This is a genomic window from Rhodococcus sp. IEGM 1366 (assembly GCF_033142425.1).
Classification (GTDB): Bacteria; Actinomycetota; Actinomycetes; order Mycobacteriales; family Mycobacteriaceae; genus Rhodococcus_F; species Rhodococcus_F globerula.
In genome coordinates this window covers 675,757-698,815 of the sequence record NZ_JAWLRZ010000001.1, presented here as the reverse complement: position 1 = coordinate 698,815, position 23,059 = coordinate 675,757, and the positions used below count along the sequence as shown (strand labels likewise).

The 23,059-nt window shown below is 62.0% G+C and carries 25 protein-coding genes and 1 pseudogene; 3 read left to right on the top strand and 23 right to left on the bottom strand.

What is annotated here, in order from left to right:
* The 5 genes from R4P64_RS03450 to nox all read right to left on the bottom strand — a co-directional run bounded on the left by R4P64_RS03450 (nucleotide 1) and on the right by nox (nucleotide 4,619).
* The gene (locus R4P64_RS03450; RefSeq protein ID WP_033235298.1) at nucleotides 1-1,188 is read right to left on the bottom strand and encodes an N-acetylmuramoyl-L-alanine amidase; all 1,188 of its coding nucleotides are present in this window, start codon (nucleotides 1,186-1,188) and stop codon (nucleotides 1-3) included.
* Nucleotides 1,189-1,316: 128 nt separating this feature from the next.
* The gene (gene trxA, locus R4P64_RS03445; protein WP_033235297.1) at nucleotides 1,317-1,640 is read right to left on the bottom strand and encodes a thioredoxin; all 324 of its coding nucleotides are present in this window, start codon (nucleotides 1,638-1,640) and stop codon (nucleotides 1,317-1,319) included.
* 38 nt (nucleotides 1,641-1,678) lie between these two features.
* Nucleotides 1,679-2,686: a thioredoxin-disulfide reductase gene (trxB, locus tag R4P64_RS03440; RefSeq protein ID WP_045066055.1), complete on the bottom strand. Its 1,008-nt coding sequence runs from the start codon at nucleotides 2,684-2,686 to the stop codon at nucleotides 1,679-1,681.
* A gap of 110 nt (nucleotides 2,687-2,796) precedes the next feature.
* On the bottom strand, nucleotides 2,797-3,378 hold the full coding sequence (locus R4P64_RS03435; RefSeq protein ID WP_033235295.1) for a TetR/AcrR family transcriptional regulator: 582 nt from the start codon (nucleotides 3,376-3,378) through the stop codon (nucleotides 2,797-2,799).
* 56 nt (nucleotides 3,379-3,434) lie between these two features.
* Entirely contained in the window at nucleotides 3,435-4,619 is a 1,185-nt protein-coding gene (gene nox / locus R4P64_RS03430) for a 4,4'-dithiodibutanoate disulfide reductase (protein ID WP_033235294.1), read from the bottom strand.
* Between the two features lie 98 nt (nucleotides 4,620-4,717).
* Here nox and R4P64_RS03425 point away from each other — a divergent pair, with 98 nt between their 5' ends.
* Entirely contained in the window at nucleotides 4,718-5,281 is a 564-nt protein-coding gene (locus R4P64_RS03425; RefSeq protein WP_045066051.1) for a helix-turn-helix domain-containing protein, read from the top strand.
* 1 nt (nucleotide 5,282) lies between these two features.
* Here R4P64_RS03425 and R4P64_RS03420 read toward each other — a convergent pair whose 3' ends face one another.
* From R4P64_RS03420 to R4P64_RS03350, 15 genes are all read right to left on the bottom strand, one after another.
* Nucleotides 5,283-5,993 carry a hypothetical protein gene (locus R4P64_RS03420; RefSeq protein ID WP_317819292.1) on the bottom strand — a complete coding sequence of 237 codons (711 nt, stop codon included), beginning with the start codon at nucleotides 5,991-5,993 and terminating at the stop codon, nucleotides 5,283-5,285.
* Between the two features lie 63 nt (nucleotides 5,994-6,056).
* Nucleotides 6,057-6,440, bottom strand: a complete 384-nt coding sequence (locus R4P64_RS03415; RefSeq protein ID WP_411742638.1) for a sigma-70 family RNA polymerase sigma factor — start codon at nucleotides 6,438-6,440, stop codon at nucleotides 6,057-6,059.
* A gap of 80 nt (nucleotides 6,441-6,520) precedes the next feature.
* Nucleotides 6,521-7,039 carry a GNAT family N-acetyltransferase gene (locus R4P64_RS03410; protein WP_317819290.1) on the bottom strand — a complete coding sequence of 173 codons (519 nt, stop codon included), beginning with the start codon at nucleotides 7,037-7,039 and terminating at the stop codon, nucleotides 6,521-6,523.
* Nucleotides 7,036-7,626 carry a Panacea domain-containing protein gene (locus tag R4P64_RS03405; protein ID WP_317819288.1) on the bottom strand — a complete coding sequence of 197 codons (591 nt, stop codon included), beginning with the start codon at nucleotides 7,624-7,626 and terminating at the stop codon, nucleotides 7,036-7,038. Before R4P64_RS03405 ends, R4P64_RS03410 begins: the two co-directional genes overlap by 4 nt.
* A 601-nt stretch (nucleotides 7,627-8,227) precedes the next feature.
* Entirely contained in the window at nucleotides 8,228-8,689 is a 462-nt protein-coding gene (locus R4P64_RS03400; RefSeq protein WP_317819286.1) for a hypothetical protein, read from the bottom strand.
* Complete coding sequence (locus R4P64_RS03395) at nucleotides 8,686-9,105, bottom strand: hypothetical protein (RefSeq protein ID WP_317819284.1); 420 nt, start codon at nucleotides 9,103-9,105, stop codon at nucleotides 8,686-8,688. The genes R4P64_RS03400 and R4P64_RS03395 overlap by 4 nt, the downstream gene beginning before the upstream one ends.
* A gap of 1 nt (nucleotide 9,106) precedes the next feature.
* The gene (locus tag R4P64_RS03390) at nucleotides 9,107-9,991 is read right to left on the bottom strand and encodes a major capsid protein (protein ID WP_317819282.1); all 885 of its coding nucleotides are present in this window, start codon (nucleotides 9,989-9,991) and stop codon (nucleotides 9,107-9,109) included.
* 14 nt (nucleotides 9,992-10,005) lie between these two features.
* Nucleotides 10,006-10,380: a DUF2190 family protein gene (locus R4P64_RS03385; protein ID WP_317819280.1), complete on the bottom strand. Its 375-nt coding sequence runs from the start codon at nucleotides 10,378-10,380 to the stop codon at nucleotides 10,006-10,008.
* 2 nt (nucleotides 10,381-10,382) lie between these two features.
* On the bottom strand, nucleotides 10,383-11,003 hold the full coding sequence (locus R4P64_RS03380; RefSeq protein WP_317819278.1) for a hypothetical protein: 621 nt from the start codon (nucleotides 11,001-11,003) through the stop codon (nucleotides 10,383-10,385).
* Nucleotides 11,000-11,410, bottom strand: coding sequence for a DNA-binding protein (locus tag R4P64_RS03375; protein ID WP_317819276.1), 411 nt, complete (start codon nucleotides 11,408-11,410; stop codon nucleotides 11,000-11,002). The genes R4P64_RS03380 and R4P64_RS03375 overlap by 4 nt, the downstream gene beginning before the upstream one ends.
* Complete coding sequence (locus R4P64_RS03370) at nucleotides 11,403-11,672, bottom strand: hypothetical protein (RefSeq protein WP_317819274.1); 270 nt, start codon at nucleotides 11,670-11,672, stop codon at nucleotides 11,403-11,405. The genes R4P64_RS03375 and R4P64_RS03370 overlap by 8 nt, the downstream gene beginning before the upstream one ends.
* A gap of 333 nt (nucleotides 11,673-12,005) precedes the next feature.
* Nucleotides 12,006-12,515 (bottom strand): WhiB family transcriptional regulator, encoded by a 510-nt coding sequence (locus R4P64_RS03365; protein WP_317819272.1) that lies wholly within the window; start codon nucleotides 12,513-12,515, stop codon nucleotides 12,006-12,008.
* 181 nt (nucleotides 12,516-12,696) lie between these two features.
* Nucleotides 12,697-13,521, bottom strand: a complete 825-nt coding sequence (locus tag R4P64_RS03360) for a helix-turn-helix domain-containing protein (RefSeq protein ID WP_317819270.1) — start codon at nucleotides 13,519-13,521, stop codon at nucleotides 12,697-12,699.
* A gap of 107 nt (nucleotides 13,522-13,628) precedes the next feature.
* The gene (locus R4P64_RS03355; RefSeq protein WP_317819268.1) at nucleotides 13,629-14,189 is read right to left on the bottom strand and encodes a hypothetical protein; all 561 of its coding nucleotides are present in this window, start codon (nucleotides 14,187-14,189) and stop codon (nucleotides 13,629-13,631) included.
* A 98-nt stretch (nucleotides 14,190-14,287) separates the two neighbouring features.
* The gene (locus tag R4P64_RS03350) at nucleotides 14,288-14,527 is read right to left on the bottom strand and encodes a helix-turn-helix domain-containing protein (protein ID WP_317819267.1); all 240 of its coding nucleotides are present in this window, start codon (nucleotides 14,525-14,527) and stop codon (nucleotides 14,288-14,290) included.
* A gap of 105 nt (nucleotides 14,528-14,632) precedes the next feature.
* Between R4P64_RS03350 and R4P64_RS03345 the strand changes: the two genes are divergently transcribed.
* On the top strand, nucleotides 14,633-15,301 hold the full coding sequence (locus tag R4P64_RS03345; RefSeq protein WP_317819266.1) for a helix-turn-helix transcriptional regulator: 669 nt from the start codon (nucleotides 14,633-14,635) through the stop codon (nucleotides 15,299-15,301).
* Nucleotides 15,285-16,478 carry a tyrosine-type recombinase/integrase gene (locus R4P64_RS03340; RefSeq protein ID WP_317819265.1) on the top strand — a complete coding sequence of 398 codons (1,194 nt, stop codon included), beginning with the start codon at nucleotides 15,285-15,287 and terminating at the stop codon, nucleotides 16,476-16,478. The genes R4P64_RS03345 and R4P64_RS03340 overlap by 17 nt, the downstream gene beginning before the upstream one ends.
* 23 nt (nucleotides 16,479-16,501) lie before the next feature.
* Here R4P64_RS03340 and R4P64_RS03335 read toward each other — a convergent pair.
* The 3 genes and pseudogenes from R4P64_RS03335 to R4P64_RS03325 all read right to left on the bottom strand — a co-directional run.
* Nucleotides 16,502-16,765 (bottom strand): annotated as a pseudogene (locus tag R4P64_RS03335) (sigma factor); the annotation flags it as partial.
* A 49-nt stretch (nucleotides 16,766-16,814) separates the two neighbouring features.
* The gene (locus R4P64_RS03330) at nucleotides 16,815-20,723 is read right to left on the bottom strand and encodes a murein biosynthesis integral membrane protein MurJ (protein WP_317819263.1); all 3,909 of its coding nucleotides are present in this window, start codon (nucleotides 20,721-20,723) and stop codon (nucleotides 16,815-16,817) included.
* Complete coding sequence (locus R4P64_RS03325) at nucleotides 20,720-23,059, bottom strand: DUF6049 family protein (RefSeq protein ID WP_410055762.1); 2,340 nt, start codon at nucleotides 23,057-23,059, stop codon at nucleotides 20,720-20,722. Before R4P64_RS03325 ends, R4P64_RS03330 begins: the two co-directional genes overlap by 4 nt.

Below are 23,059 nucleotides of genomic sequence, written 5' to 3'. Positions count from 1 at the left end.
TCAGTTGCGGTCGGATACCGAAAGTTCTTCTGCGAGAAGCTCGGCAAACGTGAACGTGCCGGTGGGCTGATCGTCCTGCCCAAGCAGGTACAGGCGTTTGACCGAAATCAGGATGGCCTCGGCGATGGTGTCACGCATACGCGGATTGGTAAGCACCGCAGCATCATTCGCGTTCGAGAGGTATCCGAGATCGATCTGTACCGTCGGCATGTTGGTCAGTCGCAGCAATTCCCACGTGCGACCATGAGTCCTGTTGTCCTGCAACGGAGTTCGGGCAACGATCTCGCGCTGGACGAACCCCGTGAGAATCTGACCGATCTTCGAGACCGAACCGTGTGAATTTCCGAAATGGAAACTCGCCACACCGTTTGCGGACGGGCTGGGATTGCTGTCGCACCGCAGCGAGATCATCAGGTCTGCGTCGAACGCGTTGGAAGTTGATGCCCGATCAGCCTCTGACGGATCGACATTGTGCGGCCGCGAGAGGAACGTCTCCATTCCGGTTGCAGCCATACGCCCCTCGAGGCGCATCGCAAGATCCCACAGCACATCGGACTCGGAGATACCGTTCACAATCGCTCCGGTGGACGGGCCGCCCAGACCGGGATCGATGACGATCCGCTTTCCGCCCAGCTGCGGGCCCTTGCGCCGCACCAGTTCTTCCTCGCTGATCGCGTGGGGTGAACCGCCAGTGACACGAGTTCCGAGAAGGTCGAGCGAGCGCAGAGTCTGGGGGCCGCAGATGCCGTCGGCGGCGATGCCGATCTCACGCTGGAAGGACGACAACGACTCGTGCGTCATCGGCCCGAAGAAGCCGTCGACGCGCCCCGAGTAGAAGCCGAGATCCTGGAGTTTGGTCTGCAGTGCTGCCACGTCGTCGCCGTACAGCGGAGCGGACAGCTGGTAGATCAGAGTGCGGGCGCCTAGGCGGTACGACGCCTCACGAATGGACCGATACGTTGCCGGGCCCACGATGCCGTCGACAAGTAGCCCACGTTGCTGCTGGAAGGCACGAACGGCGCTGTCGAGGTGATGATCGAAGATGACGTCCGGCGCAACCCAATGGGCACCGTCGCCGCTTTCACGTCGAATGCTGGACGGGATGTGGTGCAGATATCCCAGCTTCGTCAATGTGCCCCGAATCTCGGCGACGGCCGGGCCGTGATCACCGTGTCGGAGTCGATGCATGCGTGAAAACCTCTCGGATCGGCAAAAGAATTCGATCGATGTGCCTGGAAGTGGATCTGATCAGGCACATCGATCGATTATCTCAGAAAACCTGGGGATTGCGAGAATCCCCTACGTTCACAGGGTACTCAGAGTACGTCCGAGAGTTCCTTGAGCAGCGCTGCCTTGCCCTTTGCACCGACGATGGTCTTGATGGGCTGTCCGTCCTTGAACAGGATCAGCGTCGGGATCGACATGACCTGGAAGTCGCGGGCTGCGGCCGGGTTGGCGTCGATGTCGAGCTTGGCGATGGTCAGCTTGTCGCTGTTCTCACCGGCGATTTCCTCGAGAACGGGGGCGACCATCTTGCACGGGCCGCACCAGGTTGCCCAGAAGTCGACGAGAACGGGCTTGTCGCTGCCCAGGACGTCCTGCTTGAAGGAATCGTCGGTGATGGTGACGGTATTCGACACTGTTACTCCTCGAGGGTTGGGTACGACAGCTGGGTGAATCAGGGGGCGCCGACGACGTCGACCGTGTGACCGGCGGCGTCGAGGGTGTTTGCGGTGATGTCGCCGCGGTCGGCGAGCCAGCGTTCGGCGTCGATCGCAGCGGAGCATCCGGTGCCGGCAGCGGTGATGGCCTGACGGTACGTGTGATCGACCAGGTCGCCGGCCGCGAAGACGCCGTCGACCGAGGTTGCGGTGGAACCGGGTGCAACGCGGACGTAGCCGGCGTCGTCGAGGTCTACCTGGCCCTTGACGAGTTCACTGCGGGGATCGTGGCCGATGGCGACGAACATGCCGGTGATCTCGAGGGTGGAGGTCTCGCCGGTCACGGTGTCGCGGACCACGAGGCCGGTGACACTGTTCTCGCCAAGGACCTCGAGGGGTTCGGCGTTGGTGAGGAAGCGGATCTTCTCGTTGGCCTTGGCGCGCTCGAGCATGATGCGTGAGGCGCGGAACTCCTCGCGGCGGTGCACCAGGGTGACCGAGCGGGCGAAGCGGGTGAGGAAGGTTGCTTCTTCCATGGCGGAGTCGCCGCCGCCGACCACGACGATGTCCTGGTCGCGGAAGAAGAAGCCGTCGCAGGTGGCGCAGGCGCTGACGCCGCGGCCGAGGAGACGCTCTTCACCGGGAATCCCCAGGTAACGCGCTGCGGCGCCCATCGCGAGGATGATTGCGTGCGCGGCGTAGGTTTCGCCGTTCGCGACGACGGTTTTGATCGGGCCGCTCAGGTCGATCTCGTCGACGTCCTCGGTGCGGATGTCGGTGTCGAAGCGCAGAGCCTGCTCACGCATCTGTTCCATCAGGTCCGGTCCCATGATTCCCTCGCGGAATCCGGGGAAGTTCTCGACCTCGGTGGTGGTCATGAGGGCGCCACCGAACTGCGTTCCCTCGAACAGCAGGGGCTGGAGCTCAGCGCGCGCGGTGTAGACACCAGCGGTGTAGCCGGCCGGTCCGGAACCGACAATGATGACGTCATGGACCGCGGGCGTGGTTTCCAGCTGGGTGGTCATGCGAGCCTTCCAATAGTGAGTGCAGACCCTCCGCTTCTTGGAGAGCCGTACCGATCAACACCAGGATAAGGGGTGTTGTTCCCGGGCCCGGCGCAAAAGTGGTCAGGCGCTCAGCTGGGGTCGTGTGCATACGGTGCGACCAGGGCGCCAGCACTGCGGCGCACCTGATCCGGATCGGTGCCGCGTTCGATTTGCCGGACACCGGTGTGAACTATCGCGTTGATCAGTTCGGCAGTGACGGCGGGGTCGCGTGCGCCGAGTTCCTGCAGCGTGTGCAGCAGCGGAGTGACAAGATCGCCGTGCAGTGCCCGGCTCTTCTCATCGAACTTCGGGCCGGGTGCGATCTGGCTCAGTGACGCCGCGATCGCGTGTTCGCCGTCTGCGGCCAGGATCAGATTGGCGTCGACGTACGCGAGGATGCGACCGGCGGGGCCGTCGGCCTCCGCCATGGCCTCAGCCAACTTCTGCGACCACCGCGGGAATGAATCCTCGACCAGTGCGTCGAGTAGGTCCTGCCGGGAGTTGAAGTACTGATAGACGCTCGATCGGGCCAGTCCGGCGCGCCTGGCTATCTCACCGAACGACGGGATGTCCGCGGTTCCTTCGGCAAGAACCTCGCGGGCAGCGTTCAGGAGCGCACGACGCTGCGCTGCGCGATGCTCGCCGACGGTAGCGGCGTTGATGCGTGGCACGTGAACTCCTTTCGTACGCTGCTCGGTTGTCGAACAGCCTAGTGGGGAGTTGCGCGCTATGTGGTCGCTGGGCGCAGAGCCTCTCGGACGACGCAGCGCGTGCCGGTGTAGATGGTGGGCATGCACTTGTTGCAGTGGACGCACAGCCCTTCGGAAACCGATTCGGACTGAAACTTGTTGACCAACTGCGGATCTCGAAGCAGTGCCCGAGCCATGGCTACAAACTCGAAACCTTCACCGAGTGCTCCCTTGATGGTGTCGACGCGATTGATGCCGCCGAGCAGGATCAGCGGCAGACTCAGCGCCTCGCGGAACTGGCGGGCGAATGGAAGGAAGAACCCTTCCTCGAAGGGGTACTTGGGAAAGAGCGTCGGGCCGTACAACTTGAGGCCGTAACCCACGAGTTTGGGCTGGGACGCAACAAATTCCGCCATCGGAACGTCGCCGCGGAAGAAGTACATTCCGTTGAGAAGTGAACTGCCGCCGGTCAATTGCATGGCGTCGAGATGGCCGTCGGCCTCGAGGATCTTGGCGATGGGCAGGCTCTGATCGAGCCACAGTCCTTTGGGGACGCCGTCGGACATGTTGAACTTCGCCGTGACGGCAACCGACGGTCCGGCTGCCCTGCGGACTGCTTCGATCACCCGACGCGGATATTCGGCACGCCTGGCGACGGTTCCGCCGTATTGATCGTGGCGCTTGTTCAGATTGGGGCTCATGAACGAACTGAGCAGATAGTTGTGGCCGAGGTGCACCTCGATGGCGTCGAATCCGGCGTCGACGGCAATGCGCGCGGTGCGCTCGTAGTCGGCGACAACGCCGTCGAGTTCCGCGAGTGTCGCTCCCTTGACGAGACCCATCGCGGGCGGACTCAATCGCGTCGACGGGGCCAGGGTTTTCGTTTTGTTGGAGAGGGTGTTGGCCACTAGTCCGGCGTGGCCGATCTGTGCGGCGGCGAGTGCTCCTTCGGCGTGGACCGTCTCGGTCAGACGGCGCAGACCGGGCAGCGCCTGTTCGTTCATGACGAGGGTGTCGCGGTGGACGCGGCCACCGGGTGAGACGGCGCAGTACGCGACGGTGGTCATGGCGGCACCCCCGCGAGCGACCTCGGCGTGGAAGTTGATCAGGTCGTCGGAGATCGCTCCCCGCGGCATCACGCCTTCGAAGGTGGCAGCTTTGATGATGCGGTTCTTCAAGGTCAGCGGCCCGAGACGGGCCGGTTCGAAGATCGTGGGGGTCATGTTCTTCTTCCTGCTTCGGCGGATCCATTACGATGCCAGTGGACTCGTATCTACGACGATATAGCGCCGACGCCAAATCTGTTCGACAATTCGAGACGATGAACACCACAGGATCTGGTCGCCCCCGAGACCCACGCATCGACGACGCAGTCCTCGAAGTCACCCGCACCATGCTGCTCGAGGTCGGCTGGGAGCAATTGAGCGTGCGCGCCATCGCCGCCCGAGCCGGAGTCAGTAGGGCGTCGATGTCGCGTCGATGGTCGTCCAAAGCGCACTTGGTTCTCGGATCGATCCTCGGCGCCACCCCGGATCTGACGCCCTTCGAGGGAACGGATCGCGACGGGTGGATCCGCTGGGTGGTGGCCGGTAGCGCGCAGTTGTTCGCTCGCCCCGAGGTTCGTGCTGCGGCGCCCGGACTGTTGGCGGCATTGCGCGATCACGACGATCTACGCAACGAGCTGTGGCGCGGGTTCAGTGGGCCGAGTACTCAGTTGTTCCTGGAAGATTCGGAAGACCGCGACGCCGCGCTGTTGGACGCAAAAGCTGTGCTGGTGATGGCGGCCGGAGCTGCGATGTTCTCGAGTCTCATTGCGGTGGAGGATGATACGGAGGAACTCCGCGAGCGCATCCTGGCGCTGCTGTTGCCGGTCGCAGAAAAGTGAACTAGCCGATAGTGTTGACGGACAGCGTGTTCGGTTTGTCAGCGCTACATTCCGGGCCGACGGCAAGGATGGTGATCTGACGTGGCTGCGTGCCGCGCAGTAGGAGCACCACGGCTGGGTTGCCGTCGACGGTGACCTCGCCCGATCCGAGAAGTGGCTCATCTTGCGAGAATCCGTTTGCCTGCAGGCAACCTGCCAGTTTGAGTGAATCCTCGAGTGGACCAAGATCTTTGGATCCGATCAAGGTGAGGAATCTTTCGGGAGTCGGGTTTTCGCTTACGGTAGGAGTGGGTTGCGCAGTGATGACGGCGTTCGGTTCGGTGGGGCGTACCGCAATCAACACAGCCACAACCGCTACGGCTGCTGCGGCAGCGGCACCACCCATCAGTAGCCGGCGTCGCGAGCGGGCGATGGAGATTACATTCGAATCGGAATCATGTTGCGCCTGTTGCTGTTTCCACTCGCTGTCCAATGTGCTGTGGATGCGCGCTGCCAACTCGGGCGGCATGGGCTCGTGCGGGGCGATGCGCTCGTCCCACGTCCGCAGTGAATGACTGACGTTGTCGAGTTTGCTGACGAACGCCAGCGCGTCCGGATCGTCGTCGACGAGGACCCACAAGGTAGCACTGGTTTCGGGGTCGAGAACACCGCCGTGAAGATCGGCCAGCAAGTCTTCGGAGAAAGGTGGGGCAGGAACGTACGAATCGTTCACGAGCCTCCCCTTTCTGCGCGCGGCTACCTGTTCTGGTGCTCACAAAGATTAGACGCGTCGACATCACGATCGGTTCCCTCGGCCACCCAACTCGGCCAATTCGGCGGCTAGACGCTTGCGCGCGCGAGCGCAGCGACTCTTCACCGTTCCCACAGGGATGCCGAGCCGAATTGCGGCCTCGGCTACGGGATAACCCTCCATGTCCACCGCAACGACGGCAGCGCGCTGCTCAGGCGGCAGCAGGGCCAAGGCTTGATCGACGGTCATCCTCATGTCCACGGCTTCGACATGATCGTGAGAATCGCGAGGTTCCTCCACATTGTCGGCGGAGAGCGAAAAGGCTTGGCGTGACTTGTTTCGCCGAATTCGATCCAGGCACGCGTTGACAACTTGTGTGTTCTCGGGCGTTGGTGAGAATTGACTCGATACGGTAAATCCTCTGACCAGCAGATAAGTGCGTTTCTACCGTTGGCACGATCTGGGGTATTTCAGATCTACTGCGTACTCTCTGCGTACCGAAGTGAGCCCTACAGGGCGTAGCCAGCCGCTTCCAATGTCTTCTTGGCCGTCGAGATCCGCATCCACATGCGAAGCGGATCGGTTTTGGTGGGGTTGAACCCAAGCTCCTTGTACCGTTCCACGAGTTTCTCATTCTTGGCGTCCAGCACAGCCAGACGACTAGCGACATATTTCGTGCTTAGGCAAGTCGCATGCAACGCCTCGAGCATGAGAATCGCACCGATACCCTGGCCTCTGAGATCTCCATCTAGTGCCAGGCGCCCCAGGAGGGTGCTCGGCACGATGGTCATGCCGGAACTTGCCCCCTTGGATACGGAGTCGCCGCGGATCTCAATGCTGGTCAGAGTGAAAAACCCAACGACGCGCTCGTCCGCGTTCACGCAAACATGAACGGCACATCCGCCGGCGCTGTCTTGCTGCCTTGAAGAATTGATGAACCATTTGTCCATGTCTGGGTCTTCACAGCAAAACTCGTCAAGGGCGTGTTCGTCACTGAGACGTTCCACGCGCTCCCACGGAACGCTCACCCCAGATTTGCTCTCGCCCTGCGAACGGCGAGAAGTAGAGCTCCAGATGGTTCGTCATCTTCTGACGTCATCTCAGCGAGGTCATCGGGGCAAACATAGGTCACGCGTGCGTCGCTTAGGCGAGGTACGCGCTGATCATCATTGCGCTGGTCGGCCGGTATCGCACTCATATGCGCATAGAACTTCCGCATGGAGGCCTGATCGATGCGGGGATTCACAGAGGCCCGTGCCCACGCATTGATCCAAGGATCCTCACGGTGGGTCAATTCCACCAGCTCATCGGAGGTTAACGAGCCGTAGGCGTCGAGTACGGCGTCAATCAAGCCCTGTTCAGAGTCCGTCAAATTCTCTGTGGAGCCTTCGTTCAGATCATGTGGCGATAGCCGTCTGCGACCCTTGTGAGAGTAGAAGAGACGCCCGACAACTGGCCCGTTCTCGTACGCCTTGATCGAATCTGTAAAGAGAGGCTCGTCAGTTGCCACGAGGTTCCAGGCCTGGCAGTAGTAGACCAATTTCTGCAGCTTGAAGGCATCAACAGAGGAGTAGCGATTGAGAATCAGTGCTGCCACGTCATGAACATCTGCCATGTCGTGTCTCCTTTCTTTGACGACCTCAAATCCTGCTTCATGTTATCCACAGAAAGCAGGAAGTTATCCACAGTTTGTTCCACAGTTTCGTTTGACTGTACCTACAATCTATGGCATGTGTGGGAATGTTGGCTAATCTAGTTGCTGCGCTTCGAGCATTTCAAGCGCGTCGTTACCACATTGTGATGGCGAAATTGCGCCGTACGCCTGTTTATCCACAGGCTTCCTCCCCAAAATCTACAACCACCAGAAGGTTCCTAATCCCGAGCTTTCGAGCGTTGCTTCTGTGCCTGCTTGTACCGTTCAGGGTTGGTTTGCGGGGAGCATTCGAGGCCTTGCAAAAAAATCTTCCTGACTACCTGAGGCCAGTCAGGAGACCCCCACCCCCTCGATAATTTTCGGCGGGGTCTGCAGACAGCAAAGCACCCCGACTCGGTTGAGTCGGGGTGCTCATTCGTGGCGCTGGTCGGGTCTCGGCGAGCGAAAGGAGGTGGCGCACGCCCAAAGGGTGCAGCACTCAGGAAACCCGCTCTCCGGCCATCGATTCCCCTGCGCTGGAATTCACGGACAGCCGGGGAGACGTTGACGCCGGGTCATATGGTCAGCGGAACCAGGGCGCAGGCTCGACGATATCGCCGCCCTTGTCGTCATCGCCGACGCCGTGGCCGATAGGCGTCAGCGCGATCGCGAACTCGTTCGGGATCTTCGCCAACGTCGACGCCATGACGGGATCGGCTTCGATGTTGTCGATCCAATGCTGTCGGCGTGCCGGTGTGATTGCGCCGCGGCGTAGCGCTGCGTCGACCTGGTCCGTCACCTCACGTTTGCGTGCTGCAGCGGCGAGTACGCGGCCCTGCTGGGCGTCGGACTGCAGCTGCGCCACGACGGCGGGATCGAGTGCGGTCAGCCCTGCTGCAGCGGCGACGGCCTTCGGATCGGCGGGCGGTGTGGTGACGAGATCCTCGAGTGCGGCGACCACGGTCTCGACATCGGCCTCGGCTGGCAGGGCGAGGGCTTCGAGGATGCGGGTCCACAGGTCTTCGGTGACGGCGGTGTCGGTCATGATTGGTTCTCCAGTTCGTCGAGTTGGTTGACGGCAAAGATGATCTGGTTCTTGTCGAGTTCGTCGACGGCGATTCCGCGTGCAGTGGCGTACTCGGCCCAGGCTGCTTTAGTTGCTGTGAACTTCGGCTGCTCGACCGTGATCACCTGCGCAGGTTCCGGTTTTGTGACCGGATCTAAGGCAGGTTGTTCGGCGACCGTCTCGGCAACCGCTGGTGTTACGGCAGTGGTTGACTCGACCGGTTCTTCAACCGTGGCCTTGAGGGCCACGACTGCCTCGGATTCGAATGCGCCGAACCGCTCGAAACGCGCGATTACGTCGTCGGGCAGGTCGACCAGATCACCGTGGAAGGCGGTGTGGGCTCTGCCGTTCTCACTCCATGTGAGCAGTGCGTGAGCGATAGTCCTCAGAGTCACGTCAGCCTGCCAATCCGACGATCTTCTTGACTGCGTAAGGCTTCTCGACAGCGAACGCGGGCACGGCGTACGCCTGGACCCACTTGCTGCGCGTGCTGCGCTCGTCGTAGCTCTCCACCATGAGCGGGGTCTCGAATCCGACGATGCCGGCCTCGGCCTTCTTGAGCGCATATCCGACGCCTGCCTGCACGCGCGGGCTGACGAACTTCTCCAGTCCTGCAGATTCGAGCATGGCAGCGAGCTTGTCGCCATACGCAACGTTCAGCGCGTGCTCCTGGTTCGGGTGCAGAACCAGCAGATCGTGAATGATGCCCAACTCCTGCAGCGTCGATGCGAGCTGCGCGGCCGACAGGTCAGCCGACGGCCGTTCAGCATTCGGCGTCAGGTCCGCTTCGGGCCCGACGGTGATGACATCGCCCCAGTCGTGACCGGTGAGAGTGTTCTCGGCGCCGATGTACTGCTCGACTGCAGCGAGTGCAGCATCGTTGAGCTTGCGAATGATGGTGTTCGTCAACTGCGTGGTCTGCGTGTCGATGTACGAGACATCGTTGCGCGTGATCTGCTCGTCGAGCACCTGGAATTTTCCGCCCCAGTCGTTGACGGTCGCGAGCTTCGGTTCGGGCTGTACGCCTTCTACGACGCCGTACTCGGATCCGGGGGTGCGCTTCTCGACGTCGTTGGCGGTGTAGAAATCACTCGCCTTGATGATCGAGAACAGGATGCCGCCGCCCTCGACGGGTGTTCCGGCAGCGGTGAAGAACTTGTCGAGAACGAGCTGCGGATCGGCCAGCGCGGCGATGCGGTTACGCAGGACCATCGGCTGCCTGAGTGCCACGTCGACAGTGAGGCGGCGGCCGTTGAGTTCGGGAATCAGTGAGTTGACCATTGCATGAATCCTGTTCAGTAGAGGGAGATTTGAGCGTCAGCGCCGGATGTGGCACCTGTGACGGCGTAGCCGACGGCCTTACCGGCTGCGAGGGTGATCGCCTTACCGTCGGTGCCGACTTCGACCTCGGCGAACGCGGCGATCGTTGCGCCTGTGGTGACCTTCACGATGCGCGATGCACCTCGGGCGAGGGAGACAAGTTCAGTGGCCTTCGCGTCGTGCTTGGCGACGCCGAAGATTCGGCCGGCTGCAGTGGCGTGCGCTACGGCGATATTGCCGTCGGTGCGGTTGCCGGTGATGCGAACGAAGCGCTTGGCGAGTACCTCGGCGGTGGCGTTGGCGGTGATGTCTGCGCCGGGTGCGTAAACGTCGATGTTGTGGCTGGACATGGTTATTGCTCCTGTTCTGGTGCGGTGATGGCGGCGATGATCTGTTGTGCGGCGCGGTGGCGTCGGCGGGCTGCTGCTGCGCGGACCATGACCCGCTGACGTGGCGTGAGGGTGTGCGAGATCTGCACACCCTTGCCGGGCAGGGTGATGGTGACGGGCGTGCCAGCGGATGCGGCGACGTCGTAGAGTTCGCGGACATCGGCGAGGGAGGTCAGTGTCGAGATGCCTGGTTTGGTCACTCCGAGCAGTGCGACGGCGGTCAGCACGAGTGGGTGCGCGGTCCCGTCGAACTCGAGATCGTGAACAGCTTCGACAGATCGGTTCGGATACGCGCTCGCCGCGATGGTGGCGAGCCAGGCCGGGACTCCGACCAGATCACCGACGAGCGTGTTGCCGTCGTCGCGGATCTGCAGATTGTCGATGTAGCCGAGTGCTGGTTCGCCGTCGAATCGTTCGTCGACGTGCCCGAGTTTGACGATCGGGCGCGGGATCGTGCCGGATTCGTGCGATGCCTTCGCCGCGGCGAGCAGCTCGGCGGTGACGTGCCATGTGCCGGTGCTGATTTCCCAGGTTCCGGTCTTGACGAGTTCGACGCCGGGGATGGTGCGCAGATCGGCGGTCACTGCGCACCGTTCCCGTCGTTGTCAGCTTGCTCGCGCTGCCCGCATTCGCACGGCGTCCGCTTCAAATAGCCACCGGCCGCCGGTGAGGTGAGCCGGTAGTGTCCCCGACGGGCGAGGTCACGCACGTTCCCCGCGCTGCACCCGAGGACACGCGCTGCGGTGTCGGTATCGAAAAGGTCATGGGCAGACAGTGGCAGCCAGTCATCCACGGGGACTGACGTTCTCGTCTCTGCGTCAGTCCGGGCGTCAGCGGCGATGACGAGCTGCGTGCGGAGTCTCTCGATTCGAGGTGTCAGTCTCGATCCCTGCCTCGACAGCACCATGCCGAAGAGCCGAAGCGACTCAGCCAACGTGTACGCGTCGTCGGGCGAGAGCATTACTCCGTCGACGCGGCGGATCTCAGTCACTGTTGTTCTGCTCCTCTTCGACTTCCGAGTACGCGAGTTCGAGCAGCCATTCGCGGATCTCGGGTGTCTTCGTCAGCAGATCGGGGTGCAGATTGACCGCGATTTTCATAACGGCCAAGGGCAGGAACACGAGTCGATTGAGTTCGAGCGCCTCGTGAAGAATCTGTTTCATGCCGTCGTCGTTGTCGTCGAGCCAATGCACGAATAGCGCGGCGGCGCGTCGATTATCTGCGAAGTACTGGCTTTGGACTGGTTCGGTCATGACTGGGCACCTTCCACGGCGTCGACGATGGTGTCAGCGAGTCGGATTGCTTCGCGATATGTCATCGATGCACCACCGATGTGAACGACTCCGCCGCTCGCTCTCACAGGAATCTGCTCGCGATGTGCCGAGCACTTTCCCGTCGTTGAACGGTGCAGGTCCTCGCATCCGGGGTGTTGGCATTGCGTAACGCGTGCAGCGCGCATGTGATCCCTTCCAGATCGTGATTTCAAATTTTTTCGTCGTCGGTCGGGGGGAGAAAAGATTGACTACCTGAGGCCAGTCAGGAGGCCACCCCCCTCTAGGAATTTCGGACGGGGGTCGAGTTCGTCGTCAGGTCATCACCTGACCGGCCCAGACGCCCGCTATGGCCTTCGGATTCTCGATCGCAACCTCTCGGCACGCTTCGAGAACCGGGCAGCCCTGACAGATCTGGACAGCCTCGAGGTGTCGGGCGGCGCGCTCGTCGTACTTCTCGCCATCCAGAGCAGCATCGAACAAGTGGTGATGACCTACGCAAGCGGCACCGAACAGCCTCGGATCGATCAATACCGACAGCGCGAGCTCGGCGGCGCGCTTGCGTTCGATCCCTTCGCGCTTCGGCTCTTTGCGTACTGGCTTCGGCTTTGTGGCATCGCCGTTGCGCGAAGTCAGCCCTGCAGCCTCCTTGCGCTTGTTCATCGCCATGCGTACCCGATCGGTACCCGTGCCGCATCCTGCGAGCCGTAGCGCGTGCTGAGCATCGGCACGCGAGGCCGTGACCGGAACTCCCAGCCGATCGAGGTCTGCAATCATCTCGACGATCTGCGCCTCGGTCGGTGACGTGATCTTGCGAGCAGTCATCGATCTAGTGCGCCGTGATCGTTCACGTCAGCGGTCTTGGCGAGATGCGGTCGACACTGAAGGCATGGCACCGGGTGTCCGTCGCGATCCTCACCGAGCCAGCCGCTTTGACACAAGGGATCATGCGATGGGCGGCGTGGTGCGGGTGCGTTCTCGATGGGTTCACCTGTCCTGTCGAGTGTCATGTGTTCGGTGCTCCTGTCTGGGCGTGTGACGGCTGGGCAGGTGAGTCGTCGATGAACTCGCGCCGTTTGCGGAGTCGATCGAGCGGCTTCATGGGTTTGCGGGCGTCGAGGATTCGCCATCGAACCGGGCCGTAAGGCACGCCCTCGTCGAGCATTCGCTGGGCCTCTTCACGCTCGCCGATCTTGAATCCACCGTGCAGCGCGTTGTCGATCCATGCGAGCGGATTCGTGTCGGGGTCGATGCTCGGCGACTTCTCGGCCGGCGCGGCGAAGCCAGGCGCGGGTGCTTGTCGTTCCTCGATGAATTGAACTTCTTTTTGGGGTGGCTCTTCGTCTCTCGCGATACTTACGTAAGACGACAAATGATCCCCTTCATTGATGTAATCCCCTGTTAGTACTTCCTGATGGGGGGTAAGTGAGTTACCCCCTTCAGGTGGTGCCGATTTATCCCCTTCCGAAAATGGTTTACCCCCTTCGTGATCGCGATTTTCCCCCTTCTCTGCGCCCCAAGGGGGTAAATCACTTACCCCCTTGGGGATAGAAAGCGAGTACACATTTGCCTTGCCCTTCCAGTGCTTGTTGCCGCCTTCTTCGGTGAGCACAAGCCAGCCCTTAGCAACGAGTACGCGCAGAGCCTTCTTCGCCGTCGGCACCGAGACGCCCGCGGCTTCACACAGTTTGGGGAGACCGGGGTGAGCATTGGTCAGGTCGCCTCTCGCGAACGTGCTGAGGTTCAGCAGGACTCGGTACTCGGCGTGCGTGAGGTCCGCACCCCTCAGTGCTTCCATCCACGCGAACTTGTTCAGCGAGCGGCCGGACATGATTCAGCGATCACCACCCTGCGGATCGAAGCGGCTGTAGTCGGCGACCATCCACGAGACGGTCTGAACGACGAGCAGTGTGGCGAGAACCAGTTCAGTCAGCGACATCACGAATCACCCTCGGGGGCATCGTCGGCGACCAGCGAGCGCGCGGCTTCGGTCAGGTAGTCGATCAACAGGTGCACCGACTCGTAGGTCAACTCAGCGTTTCCGGCTTCGATACTGACTACGCGACTGCTCGTGCCGTCACTAAAAATCTTCTCGGACGTACTCACCTCGACAGGACGGAAGCCGTCAGCCTCACGGATGCTGGGCCACTCGCGCATCGGCTCGTAGCGGACGAATAAGCCAGGGCTGTATTCGAAGTCGAAGCCATCAGGAATACGGTTTTCCTCGCTGTACATGTAGACGGCCGAGAAGAACTCGGACACGCGGCGCTCAGCGTCTGCGAAGTAGTTCAGCCGATCCGTCGTGTACTCGCATCGGTTCTCGTCAAACTTGTGACTGGCGCCGTGCATCGTCTCGAGGACGTCGAACCATTCCCTGACATCGGACTGTGTAACGGGGAAGGTCACTTCGAGCTCCCGGCGGAGCTCGGCTATAACCGCGTTTGCGGATGCCTTCTCCATCGACTCCTGCGTAACCTCGCCTGCGGTATGGTCATTCATTGGAATCTGCTCCTGCTTGGTTGGCGGGTGGTTTTCACTGGCCTCGACTGCGGTTGCACCCGCGTCGGGGCCGTTTTTGTGGGCTAGGTTGATGGCCATCAGGCGACGCCGCCACGAACGTTGTTGTTCTCCTGCGCTGCAAGCCATTCGTTGAGCTTTGACAGCTTGTAGACCACGCGCTTCTTGCCGAGAACAAACGACTCGGGACCTTCGCCGACATGGCGCCAGTAACGGAAGGTCGCTTCGGGGATTCCGGTCTTCTCGCTCAACTGCTTTGTGGTGAGGTACTGCTCCATCTGCTCTATGTCCGTCTGAATAAGTGCCGTTCGATCTGGCATTACAACCTCCTGTAGTTGGCAACCTTCAAATAGTTGTATCAGTCGCAAACGGTATCCGCAACAGGACACGTAGCCCATATCTACAATTCGTTGTAATCTCTGGTCATGACATCCAAGGGTGAAAGCGCGGACGAATCAGAGGCGCGACCGGTAACGCCATGGGAGCTGAACTTCGCGAGCCAAATGTACAAACTGCGGTCTGCGCGAGGTCTCAATCAGACGGAGCTGGCTCGCCGAATTGGTTTGTGGGGCTTGCCATTTCATCAGCAGACGATTCAAAGAATCGAAGCAGGGCAACGTCCTATTCGGCTCAATGAGGCGCATGTGATCGCCGAGGTGCTGGATACGACTGTGGTCGCCATGACTTCGGAGATGGGGGCCTCCGAGCGTCAGCTCGTCTACAAGGTCGACGGATTGCGTAGAGAGGCGGCGGCGTGTGGCAAAGATCTTGTGCCAGTAGTCACTCGCTGGGAGTCGGATTTGCGCAAACTCTCTGATCTGATTGCCGATCATTTGAAAGAGGTTGGAGATGCAGGTGCGACGTCAGAGGTGGTGAGGTGGTCATATGGCTGGCTCAGGGCAGGCCATGAGGCTTATGAGGCGCTGAATCTCGCACGCTTGCAGTTGCTCTATCTGGAGACGGGCAAAAAGCCGAGCCTGTATGACGTCGGCGAGGCGGACAGGCTTTCCGGCATTGTCTCAATGGCGGTCGACCCAGGTGGTGACGAGCTGACATTTAACCCGCCGGAGAGCTTCGATGAGTCCACGTCGTAACCGGCGCGCCGGCGTCGAGGATCTGTGGTGGAAGACCGTCAAGGTTGACAATAAGGAAACTAAGGTCGAGTCCAAACTTCACGGCACCGGAAAGCGTTGGCGTGCAAGGTATGTCGATGATGAAAGTTCCGAGCATACCAAACGATTCGATCGCAAGGTAGACGCCCAAAACTGGCTCAACAACATCGTCACAAGTCAGGTCACCGGCAACTACATTGACCCCGCGCGCGGACAGATCACGTTCCGAAGCTTCTACGCGGAGTGGGCCTCACGACAAGTGTGGGTGCACAACACACGGCGCGAAATGGATCGGATAGACCGCACCGTGCCATTCGGCAATGTGGCAATGTCGGACCTGCGTGCCAGCCACTTCGAGACGTGGGTCAAGAAGATGCAGGAACAGCCGCTCGCGCCGACGACAATCAAGTCTCGAATGATGAATGTGCGCGCCATTCTCAAAGCTGCGATCCGCGACAAGGCGCTGGCATCCGATCCCAGCCAAGGAGTCAAACTCCCCCGCACGAGGCGCGCAGAGGCCGCAATGGTGATACCGACCAGCGGGCAGGTGGGCAGTCTCGTCGCCGCCGCCGAAGAGCACTTCGAGCTGTTCATTGCGCTGTGCGCTTTCGCCGGCGTCCGCTCGGGTGAAGCCTCGGCACTACAGGTCGGTGACTTCGATTTCCTGCGGCGAGAGATCCAGGTGCAGCGTCAAGCGCAACGCATTCGGAGCGGTGTGGTTGAGATACGCCCTCCGAAGTACGGAAGTGAACGTGTGGTGTCGGCCCCGAAAGAGTTGATCGACATGGCAGCTGAACACATCCGTTTGCACGTTCCTGGCGACGATCCTCAGCGGTGGATGTTCCCGGGGCTGAATGACAATCCGATGGAGACGAACATGGTCGGTACACGATGGCGGAAAGCCAAGAGCGCGGCCGGGATATCGAGCCTCAAGATGCACTCTCTACGTCACTACTTCGCGTCAGGTTTGATCGCTGCCGGGTGCGATGTGGTGACCGTGCAACGAGCGCTCGGGCACAGCTCGGCGTCGGTCACGCTCAACACGTACAGCCACCTGTGGCCGAAGGCAGAGGATCGCACACGGAAGGCCGCTGGCGACTTGCTCGGTGAGGCTTTGGGATCTGCTGCGTACTCTCTGCGTACCGAAGGCCTCGTTTAGGCTGCTGACCTGGCATTCCACACATTGACAACTATCGCGTGGAGCCAACTTCGCACAGCGGCATCGCGACGGAACTTGGACGCGTTGCGGTGCGCAGACAGCAAGCCTTCCTGCAAGGCGTCACTGGCGTCCTCGTCCGAATAGCTGGTACGCCGGGCGACGTGCCATAGATGATCCTGATGCCGGGTCAGCAATTCACGGAAAGCATGTGGATCGCCCGCCACATGTGCTGTCAGTAATTCGACATCCGTTACCTCGCCCCCGGTGCCCCCCCGATAAGTGTGCACCGGCGGATGTTAACCCAGGAGCGGGCCATCGGGAGGGGTCAGGGACGGGCTATCGAGCGGCGTTGAACGTTATGTCCGAGATGGCTGTTTGGTTTTGTCCGGATTGCGTGCTGAGTTCGGTAATCCAGATGAGAACGTACTGACTCGGGCTGTCGGTGGTGACCGGAATATCCGTGACACCGTTCTTCAATGTTCCGGTCCCGATTTGCTTCGTCTGATCGAGAGTTGTTCCGGCAGAAGGGGCAGAACGGATTTCAACGACGCTACCCGGCGAATCGGACGTGATGGCAACGTTCTTCAGAGTCGCGGCGTCGTCCAGCGTGACCATCAGGCCGACGCCGTTCTTCAGCGCCGGGAACGGCTGGAAGTACGAGTCCGTCGACCACTCCGTTGTGGGGTTTCCGTCGATGGCGTTCTTGGCCGTAGCCGGCTGATCCGGGGTGCCCTGCGGCGAGAACACCGCGACCGTCGACGCACCGACAGGGGCCGTGGCAACCGGCGGGGCGGCGGGAGCCGAACTTTCCTCGGGTGCAGCAGCTTCCGAGGTCAAGCCGAAGCTCTGTTCACTCAAGGGAGTGTTGGAACTGCTCCCGGAGAGGAAGCTGGCAACCCACACGCCGAGCAGGATCAGCACGATGACGGTGAATACGCCCAGCGCGGTCAACGCGGCGAGCATGCGCGTCGACTTCTTCTTCTCGGCTTCGATGGCCTCGGGATCCGTCAGAGCGTGTCCGGAGTTGCCGGGGTCGCGATGTCCGAGGCGCAGGGCGGGAATCAGTTCCGTCTTGTCGTTGACGACGGATGCCTGATCGAGAATGTGTTGCACCGTTGCGGCAGTGCGGATTCCGCTCTCTGCTTGCAGTGCGCGCGTGGCAACGGCCGAGATGTCGAACGGCACCTCGGGACGAATTCCTCGCACCTCGACGGGATTCCCGGACGCGTCGCGGCCGGCCGGGAGCAACCCGCCGACGGGTCCGGCTGACGGCTTTGCCAGCGGCCACCGAGCCGTGATGAGGGCGTAGAGCATGGCGCCAAGACCACGAACGTCGCTGGTGGAATCGGCGTCGGCAAGCGTTGCGGGGAACGCGAGTACGGCGTCGCCGTTGATGCTGATGCGCACCCGATCCGGATGATCGATGGACAGCGCGCCACCCGAGCGGTGAGCTGCCTCGGCAGCGGCCGCGAGGCTGCGGATCGCGCGTGCGGCGCCGATGGGCGACGGCGTCGTCTCGGCCATTTCACGCAGTGATCGGCCAGGCGTCCACTCTGCGACGACGATGCCGCCCGAGCTGCCGCGGACGACGTCGAGGACCCGGGCCAGGCCCGGCGAGTTGATCCGGCCAAGGCGCAAGGTGCGGGAGAGCACGGCCTGCGGACCGGACTGGGCGTTGTCGTCGCCGCGCTGTTCCGCGTCGACAAACGTCAGGGCTACCTCGCGATCGAGTTTGACGTCGAGTGCTTCCCAGAACTGCAGTCCACGAGTGCCACCGTGCGGGGCGAGCAGACGGTAGCGACCGCCGGCGACGGAGGCACCCGGAATGAGCTTCGGTCCGCGGGGAGAGGGGCGGGAAGTAGAGGTGGGTGCAGCGGGCGGCGTCTTGGCAGATCCGGCGGGCGGCACAGGGTTGGGGGGCGCAGCCTTGTTCGGAACAGCCTTTTGCGGCACAGCCTTGTTCTGCACAGCCTTGGGCGGCTCGGACTTGATTGCCTGTGTCTGCGGCGCCTGTTGCTGTGGTGTTTGCTGCTGTGGTGTTTGCTTCCGGGGAGCCTCTGCTCGCGGCGCACCCGTAGGCGCTGCCCCAGCCGACGTGGACTCTTTCACGGCAGAAGTTCCGGCATTCTTGTCGTCGGAGACCTTGTCGTCGCTCACCCTCGCTCCTTCACTTTCGGTTGCCCATCCCCGTGTCTGTGCGGGTTGCGACCTTGTGGTTCCAGGACCAGGGTACGGCAGCGCACCTGGTCGTTCGTGCTGGTTCGATTCCGTTCGCACGGCGGGGATCAGCTCGGTTACAGCATCGTCGTCGCGCTGCGCCGAATTACCGGTGGCGGACTTCGAGGCTGGTTCGGGGCGACCCAACACAGAACGAATCTTGCGGGAGACCGCAACCGTTACCGAGCGCACTTCGGGGATCTTCTTGAAGTACAGGATCGTGAAGGTGATGGCGAGCATGAGAATGCCGCCGACGGCTACGCGAATGAAGGATCCGGGACCGCCCAGGTTCTCGGTGAGTTTGTGGAATCCGAGTACCCGGTCGACGGCAATCATTGTCAGTGAACCGGCCAGGGAGGCGACGACGACGGACCATACGGTCTTACCGACATTGGCCATCTGGAGGTTGCCGAGGCTGCGGTGCAGAAGGTATCCGCCGATGACCGCACCGGTGATGTAGCCGAGTCCGTTGGCTGCACCGAGCAGGATCACGACCTGATCGGTGTCGGATGCAACCAGTGGGACGAGAGCGGAGAAGGCGATCTTCACAGCGGTGATTCCGAGAACGATCCACGTCGGCGTCCAGGCTTGTTCGCGGGCGTAGAACACGCGGAGTTGGATCAGCACCAGCGCGTACGGAATCAACGTGAATGCCGACCAGCTCACCGCGGTGCCGAGACGTTCGGCCTGTTCAGGTCCGAAGCGGCCGTAACCGTAGAGCGCTTCACCGACCTGGGGGCCCATGAAGGTGAGGAACATGATGATCGGAACGAGCGTGATCATGGTCAGACGCGTGGCGACCGACAGATCGTCGACGACGGCCGGGGTGTCGTCGGCTGCGGCGTTGCGGCTCAGGCGCGGCATGATCGCGGTCAGAACTGTCACACCGAGGACGCCGTACGGCAACTGCAGCAGCAGCCAGGCCTGGCTGTAGATCGCGGGGCCGGCTTCGTCGGCGTGCGAGGAAATGCGCGTCGCGAAGATCATGCCGATCTGACTGATCAGGACGTACAACACGATGGCGACGGCCATGCCGCCGAACTGACGTAGGCGGTCGTCGAGACCCCACAGCGGCTTGAGGGAGATGTTCTCGCGTCGTAGCGCGGGAATGAGGCTGGCAGCCTGCACGATGACGCCGACGGTGATGCCAATGCCGAGGGTGAGCAGTTTTGCGTCACCCATCGAGACCGGATTCAGCGAGATCTCACCTGGCGTCAGGCGATAGATCACGAGTACCACGAGGACGACCATGTTGTTGAGGACCGGCGCCCAGGCTCCGGGTTTGAAGACTTGACGGGTATTGAGGAACGCCGTGAACAGCGCAGACAGCCCGTAGAACAGGATCGCCGGCAGCAGCAGATATGAAAGAGCTGTCGTCAGGTCGGTGCTGACCTTGCCGTCTTCGGACAGGAAGACGTATTTGGTGAGCACAGGTGCGGCGAGGGTCGCGAGGAGCGCGGCCATGCCGAGAAGGACAAGGGACGCCGTGAAGAGGCGTCGGATGAAGGCTTCGCCTTTGTCTTTGTCTTCGCGTTCGGCGCGGACAAGGACCGGCACGACGATCGCGGTCAACACTGCGCCGAGAACCAGCTCCGCGATCATGTTCGGGATCTGGCTGGCGACTGTGAACGAACTGGCGATGGCCGGACCGAGAACCATCAGGATCATCAGCTGCTTGGCGAATCCCGTGATGCGGCTCGTCAGCGTCGCGATGGCGATGGAACCCGTCGCCGCGAGAAGTCGGGAGTTGGATTCCTTGCGGTCTCCTGGCAGGACATGCGAGTCGGGGTCTACGTCACCGGACTCGGAGACGGGACGGTTCGCCAACTCCATTTCCGCTTCCCGGTACCGCGGGTAGTCGCGGATGACCGGAATGGTCATGGTGGGTGAGTCGTCGAAACGTGCGTCCGGGTTGACCGGCTGGATCGGGTACCCGCGTTCCCACGGTGGCATGCGCGGATGTGACGCGGTTGCGGTGCTCCGGCGCGTGATCGCGGACCGTTTGCCCTCAGGCGGATTCCCGGTCATGAACGTTTGTACCCTTCATCAGCTGGGTCGGGCTGACCCCGATATCGATGCCACAGCCGTCGTCCGGCCAAGAACAACAACAATCCTCCTGCTGTGGCTGTCACAGCGGCCAACGGACGACCGTATGCATTCGACCGTACGGTCACGCTGGTCGGGCTGCCCAATTGGAACCCGTCGGTGGTGGTGAGCGAGAAGCTCACGACCACCTTGCGGGAATCATTCATTTCCGCTGGCACAGTCAATTGTCGGCTACCGCGCGGCGGCAATTGTTTGGGACCGATGTCACTGATCTTCATCTCCGGCGGAGCGTCCACCCGCAGGTTGACGTTGATGGCGATCGGCAGTTCGTTGCGGGCCACGAGGAGCAGCGGGCTTTGACCGGACGCCAGTGTGTACACGCCGCCCGGCGATACGACGCTGACGGCTTGATACAGGCCGTTAACGCTGGTGGTCACGTTGCCTGCGCGGATGCTTGCGGCACGCTCGGCATTCCGGACGGACAAGATACTGGTATCGCGCCGATTGGCCGAACTCATCGCGCGCAACAGATCCTCACGCAGCGGGGCGGTGAAGGAGCGCGGCGTGAGCAGAACCTGCGGGTCGTCGACGAGTGAGAGTTCGAGCGCATCGATTCGGGGCAGTTGAGCCTGTGCCGTGTCGATGACCGCTGTTTGCGGACCGTCCTGAGTTGCCCGCTCCGGATATTCGAGAGTTGCCGTGTCCGTAGCGCCGGGTTGTGTGCCGAGCAGCGCCGGAAGGGACTGTGGTGTCGCCAGGCCGGAGCGGATGAGCGTGGCGAGCATCGACAGCATCGCGCCGGCGTCCTCCGCGTCGGCGCTCCATAGTTGCGGCGGCGCCAGAATCTGATTGCGTGGCACGGCGGTGGGAGTCAACGCGGACCACGCCATCGCGCCGAGTGCGTCCTGTCTCCGGGCAACCCGCGATTCCGTCTCGAGTTGCGGCGCGGTGTCCTCGTCGATGTACGACGGCGTCGACGGGTTGGATCCGGTCGCGGCAAAAGCTGCGGCCGCCGCTGTGTCGAAGGCAAGTGCGTCGACGGTGTCGGTGATGCGCGAGGACAGTTGTGCCTCGCTCGAATCCACGGACGAGGCCGCTACGAGGGTGGTTGTCGGCCTGGTGCTCAGAGTGTCAACGGTGACGGAATCGAGGACTCCGGAATCCGGCCACACGAAATTGCGGAGCGAAGTCACGCCGAGAATGGTGTCGACGATGTCGGCCGGCCGGTCGATGGCCGTCGCCGTCAGTTCGGGATGGGCGACGGTACCGACTGCCGCGAGATCTGCCTGCGCAAACGGAACCGACGTCGTACACATCGATGCTGCCAGGGTCTTGATTCGCGACAACCAATTGGACGCCGCATCCTGTCCGCGACCGTCGTGGGCTGCGCCGGTGGGGTCTGCCGCGTTGTCGACGACCAGATAACCGCGGGTCATGTTGTCGACCGTGATCACGAGGTCGGGGTCGATGGCGAGGCACAGCGAATCCCGCACCTTGTTGTCGGCGTCGATCTCGGGTTTCGTGGCATTTTCGACGGCGTCGACAAGCGCGTCGAGGCGTCCGCCGTCCGAGAGTTCGGTGGCGAGGTTGTCGTTGATCAGTCGAACGGGGTCATTGACGGATCCGGGGATTCCGCCGACCAGGCTGGGAGCGGTAGCGAGCGGCCACATCATCGTCACGCCGACGGGGTTGGACGTGTCGGGTGCGACGACGGCTGTAGCCGAGGTGCTTGACGTTCTTGTGTTGGTCGCGCTGGGAACGCCGAGAACCGGGAGGAGGAAACGTGCGTCGTCGAGCCGGGCTGCGCCGCCGTATTCGGGGGTGCCGTTGACGTTGACAAGCATCGGGTAGACGCCGGGCTCGGAGATCTCGAGTGAGGTTCCGGTAGTGCTGCGCAGTGGCAGCGAGAGGGTGAACGGCCTGGATTCGCCCCGCTCGAGGCTGGTGGCGACGGTGTCGAACTCGCCGACTGTGTCGAAGATGGCTTGGTCGAATTCGAGGGCATCGCGTACGTCGGCTGCATTGTCGATGGCCGGCGCTCGTTGCAACCGCACTCCGACGTCTTCGACTGGGCGGTCGCCGACGTTCTTGACCGTGCCCTTCACCACGACGGTGGGCGTGCTGGTTGTCGTGACGGTGGTCGGTGTCGTGGATTCGATGGACAGCTCGAGGAACTTGCCGTCGGTGCTGGTGCGTGGTGCCTGAACGTGTTTGTCGTGCGAGGCGGGGAGCGCGTGTGCCGGGCCCGCCCCGAGCGATCCCGTCACACCGACAGCGGCCATCACCAGAGCGGCGATGCCCGCTCGCCGTAGAGCCAT

What these genes read in the sequence shown, in the direction of transcription:
- R4P64_RS03365 (WP_317819272.1), bottom strand. Translation starts at nt 12,515, where the DNA reads ATGACTGCTCGCAAGATCACGTCACCGACCGAGGCGCAGATCGTCGAG.
- R4P64_RS03370 (WP_317819274.1), bottom strand. Translation starts at nt 11,672, where the DNA reads ATGACCGAACCAGTCCAAAGCCAGTACTTCGCAGATAATCGACGCGCC.
- trxB (WP_045066055.1), bottom strand. Translation starts at nt 2,686, where the DNA reads ATGACCACCCAGCTGGAAACCACGCCCGCGGTCCATGACGTCATCATT.
- R4P64_RS03400 (WP_317819286.1), bottom strand. Translation starts at nt 8,689, where the DNA reads ATGACCGACACCGCCGTCACCGAAGACCTGTGGACCCGCATCCTCGAA.
- R4P64_RS03450 (WP_033235298.1), bottom strand. Translation starts at nt 1,188, where the DNA reads ATGCATCGACTCCGACACGGTGATCACGGCCCGGCCGTCGCCGAGATT.
- R4P64_RS03405 (WP_317819288.1), bottom strand. Translation starts at nt 7,626, where the DNA reads ATGGCAGATGTTCATGACGTGGCAGCACTGATTCTCAATCGCTACTCC.
- R4P64_RS03340 (WP_317819265.1), top strand. Translation starts at nt 15,285, where the DNA reads ATGAGTCCACGTCGTAACCGGCGCGCCGGCGTCGAGGATCTGTGGTGG.
- R4P64_RS03325 (WP_410055762.1), bottom strand. Translation starts at nt 23,059, where the DNA reads ATGGCTCTACGGCGAGCGGGCATCGCCGCTCTGGTGATGGCCGCTGTC.
- R4P64_RS03390 (WP_317819282.1), bottom strand. Translation starts at nt 9,991, where the DNA reads ATGGTCAACTCACTGATTCCCGAACTCAACGGCCGCCGCCTCACTGTC.
- R4P64_RS03330 (WP_317819263.1), bottom strand. Translation starts at nt 20,723, where the DNA reads ATGACCGGGAATCCGCCTGAGGGCAAACGGTCCGCGATCACGCGCCGG.
- R4P64_RS03350 (WP_317819267.1), bottom strand. Translation starts at nt 14,527, where the DNA reads ATGCCAGATCGAACGGCACTTATTCAGACGGACATAGAGCAGATGGAG.
- R4P64_RS03385 (WP_317819280.1), bottom strand. Translation starts at nt 10,380, where the DNA reads ATGTCCAGCCACAACATCGACGTTTACGCACCCGGCGCAGACATCACC.
- R4P64_RS03360 (WP_317819270.1), bottom strand. Translation starts at nt 13,521, where the DNA reads ATGTCCGGCCGCTCGCTGAACAAGTTCGCGTGGATGGAAGCACTGAGG.
- R4P64_RS03345 (WP_317819266.1), top strand. Translation starts at nt 14,633, where the DNA reads ATGACATCCAAGGGTGAAAGCGCGGACGAATCAGAGGCGCGACCGGTA.
- R4P64_RS03355 (WP_317819268.1), bottom strand. Translation starts at nt 14,189, where the DNA reads ATGAATGACCATACCGCAGGCGAGGTTACGCAGGAGTCGATGGAGAAG.
- nox (WP_033235294.1), bottom strand. Translation starts at nt 4,619, where the DNA reads ATGACCCCCACGATCTTCGAACCGGCCCGTCTCGGGCCGCTGACCTTG.
- R4P64_RS03425 (WP_045066051.1), top strand. Translation starts at nt 4,718, where the DNA reads ATGAACACCACAGGATCTGGTCGCCCCCGAGACCCACGCATCGACGAC.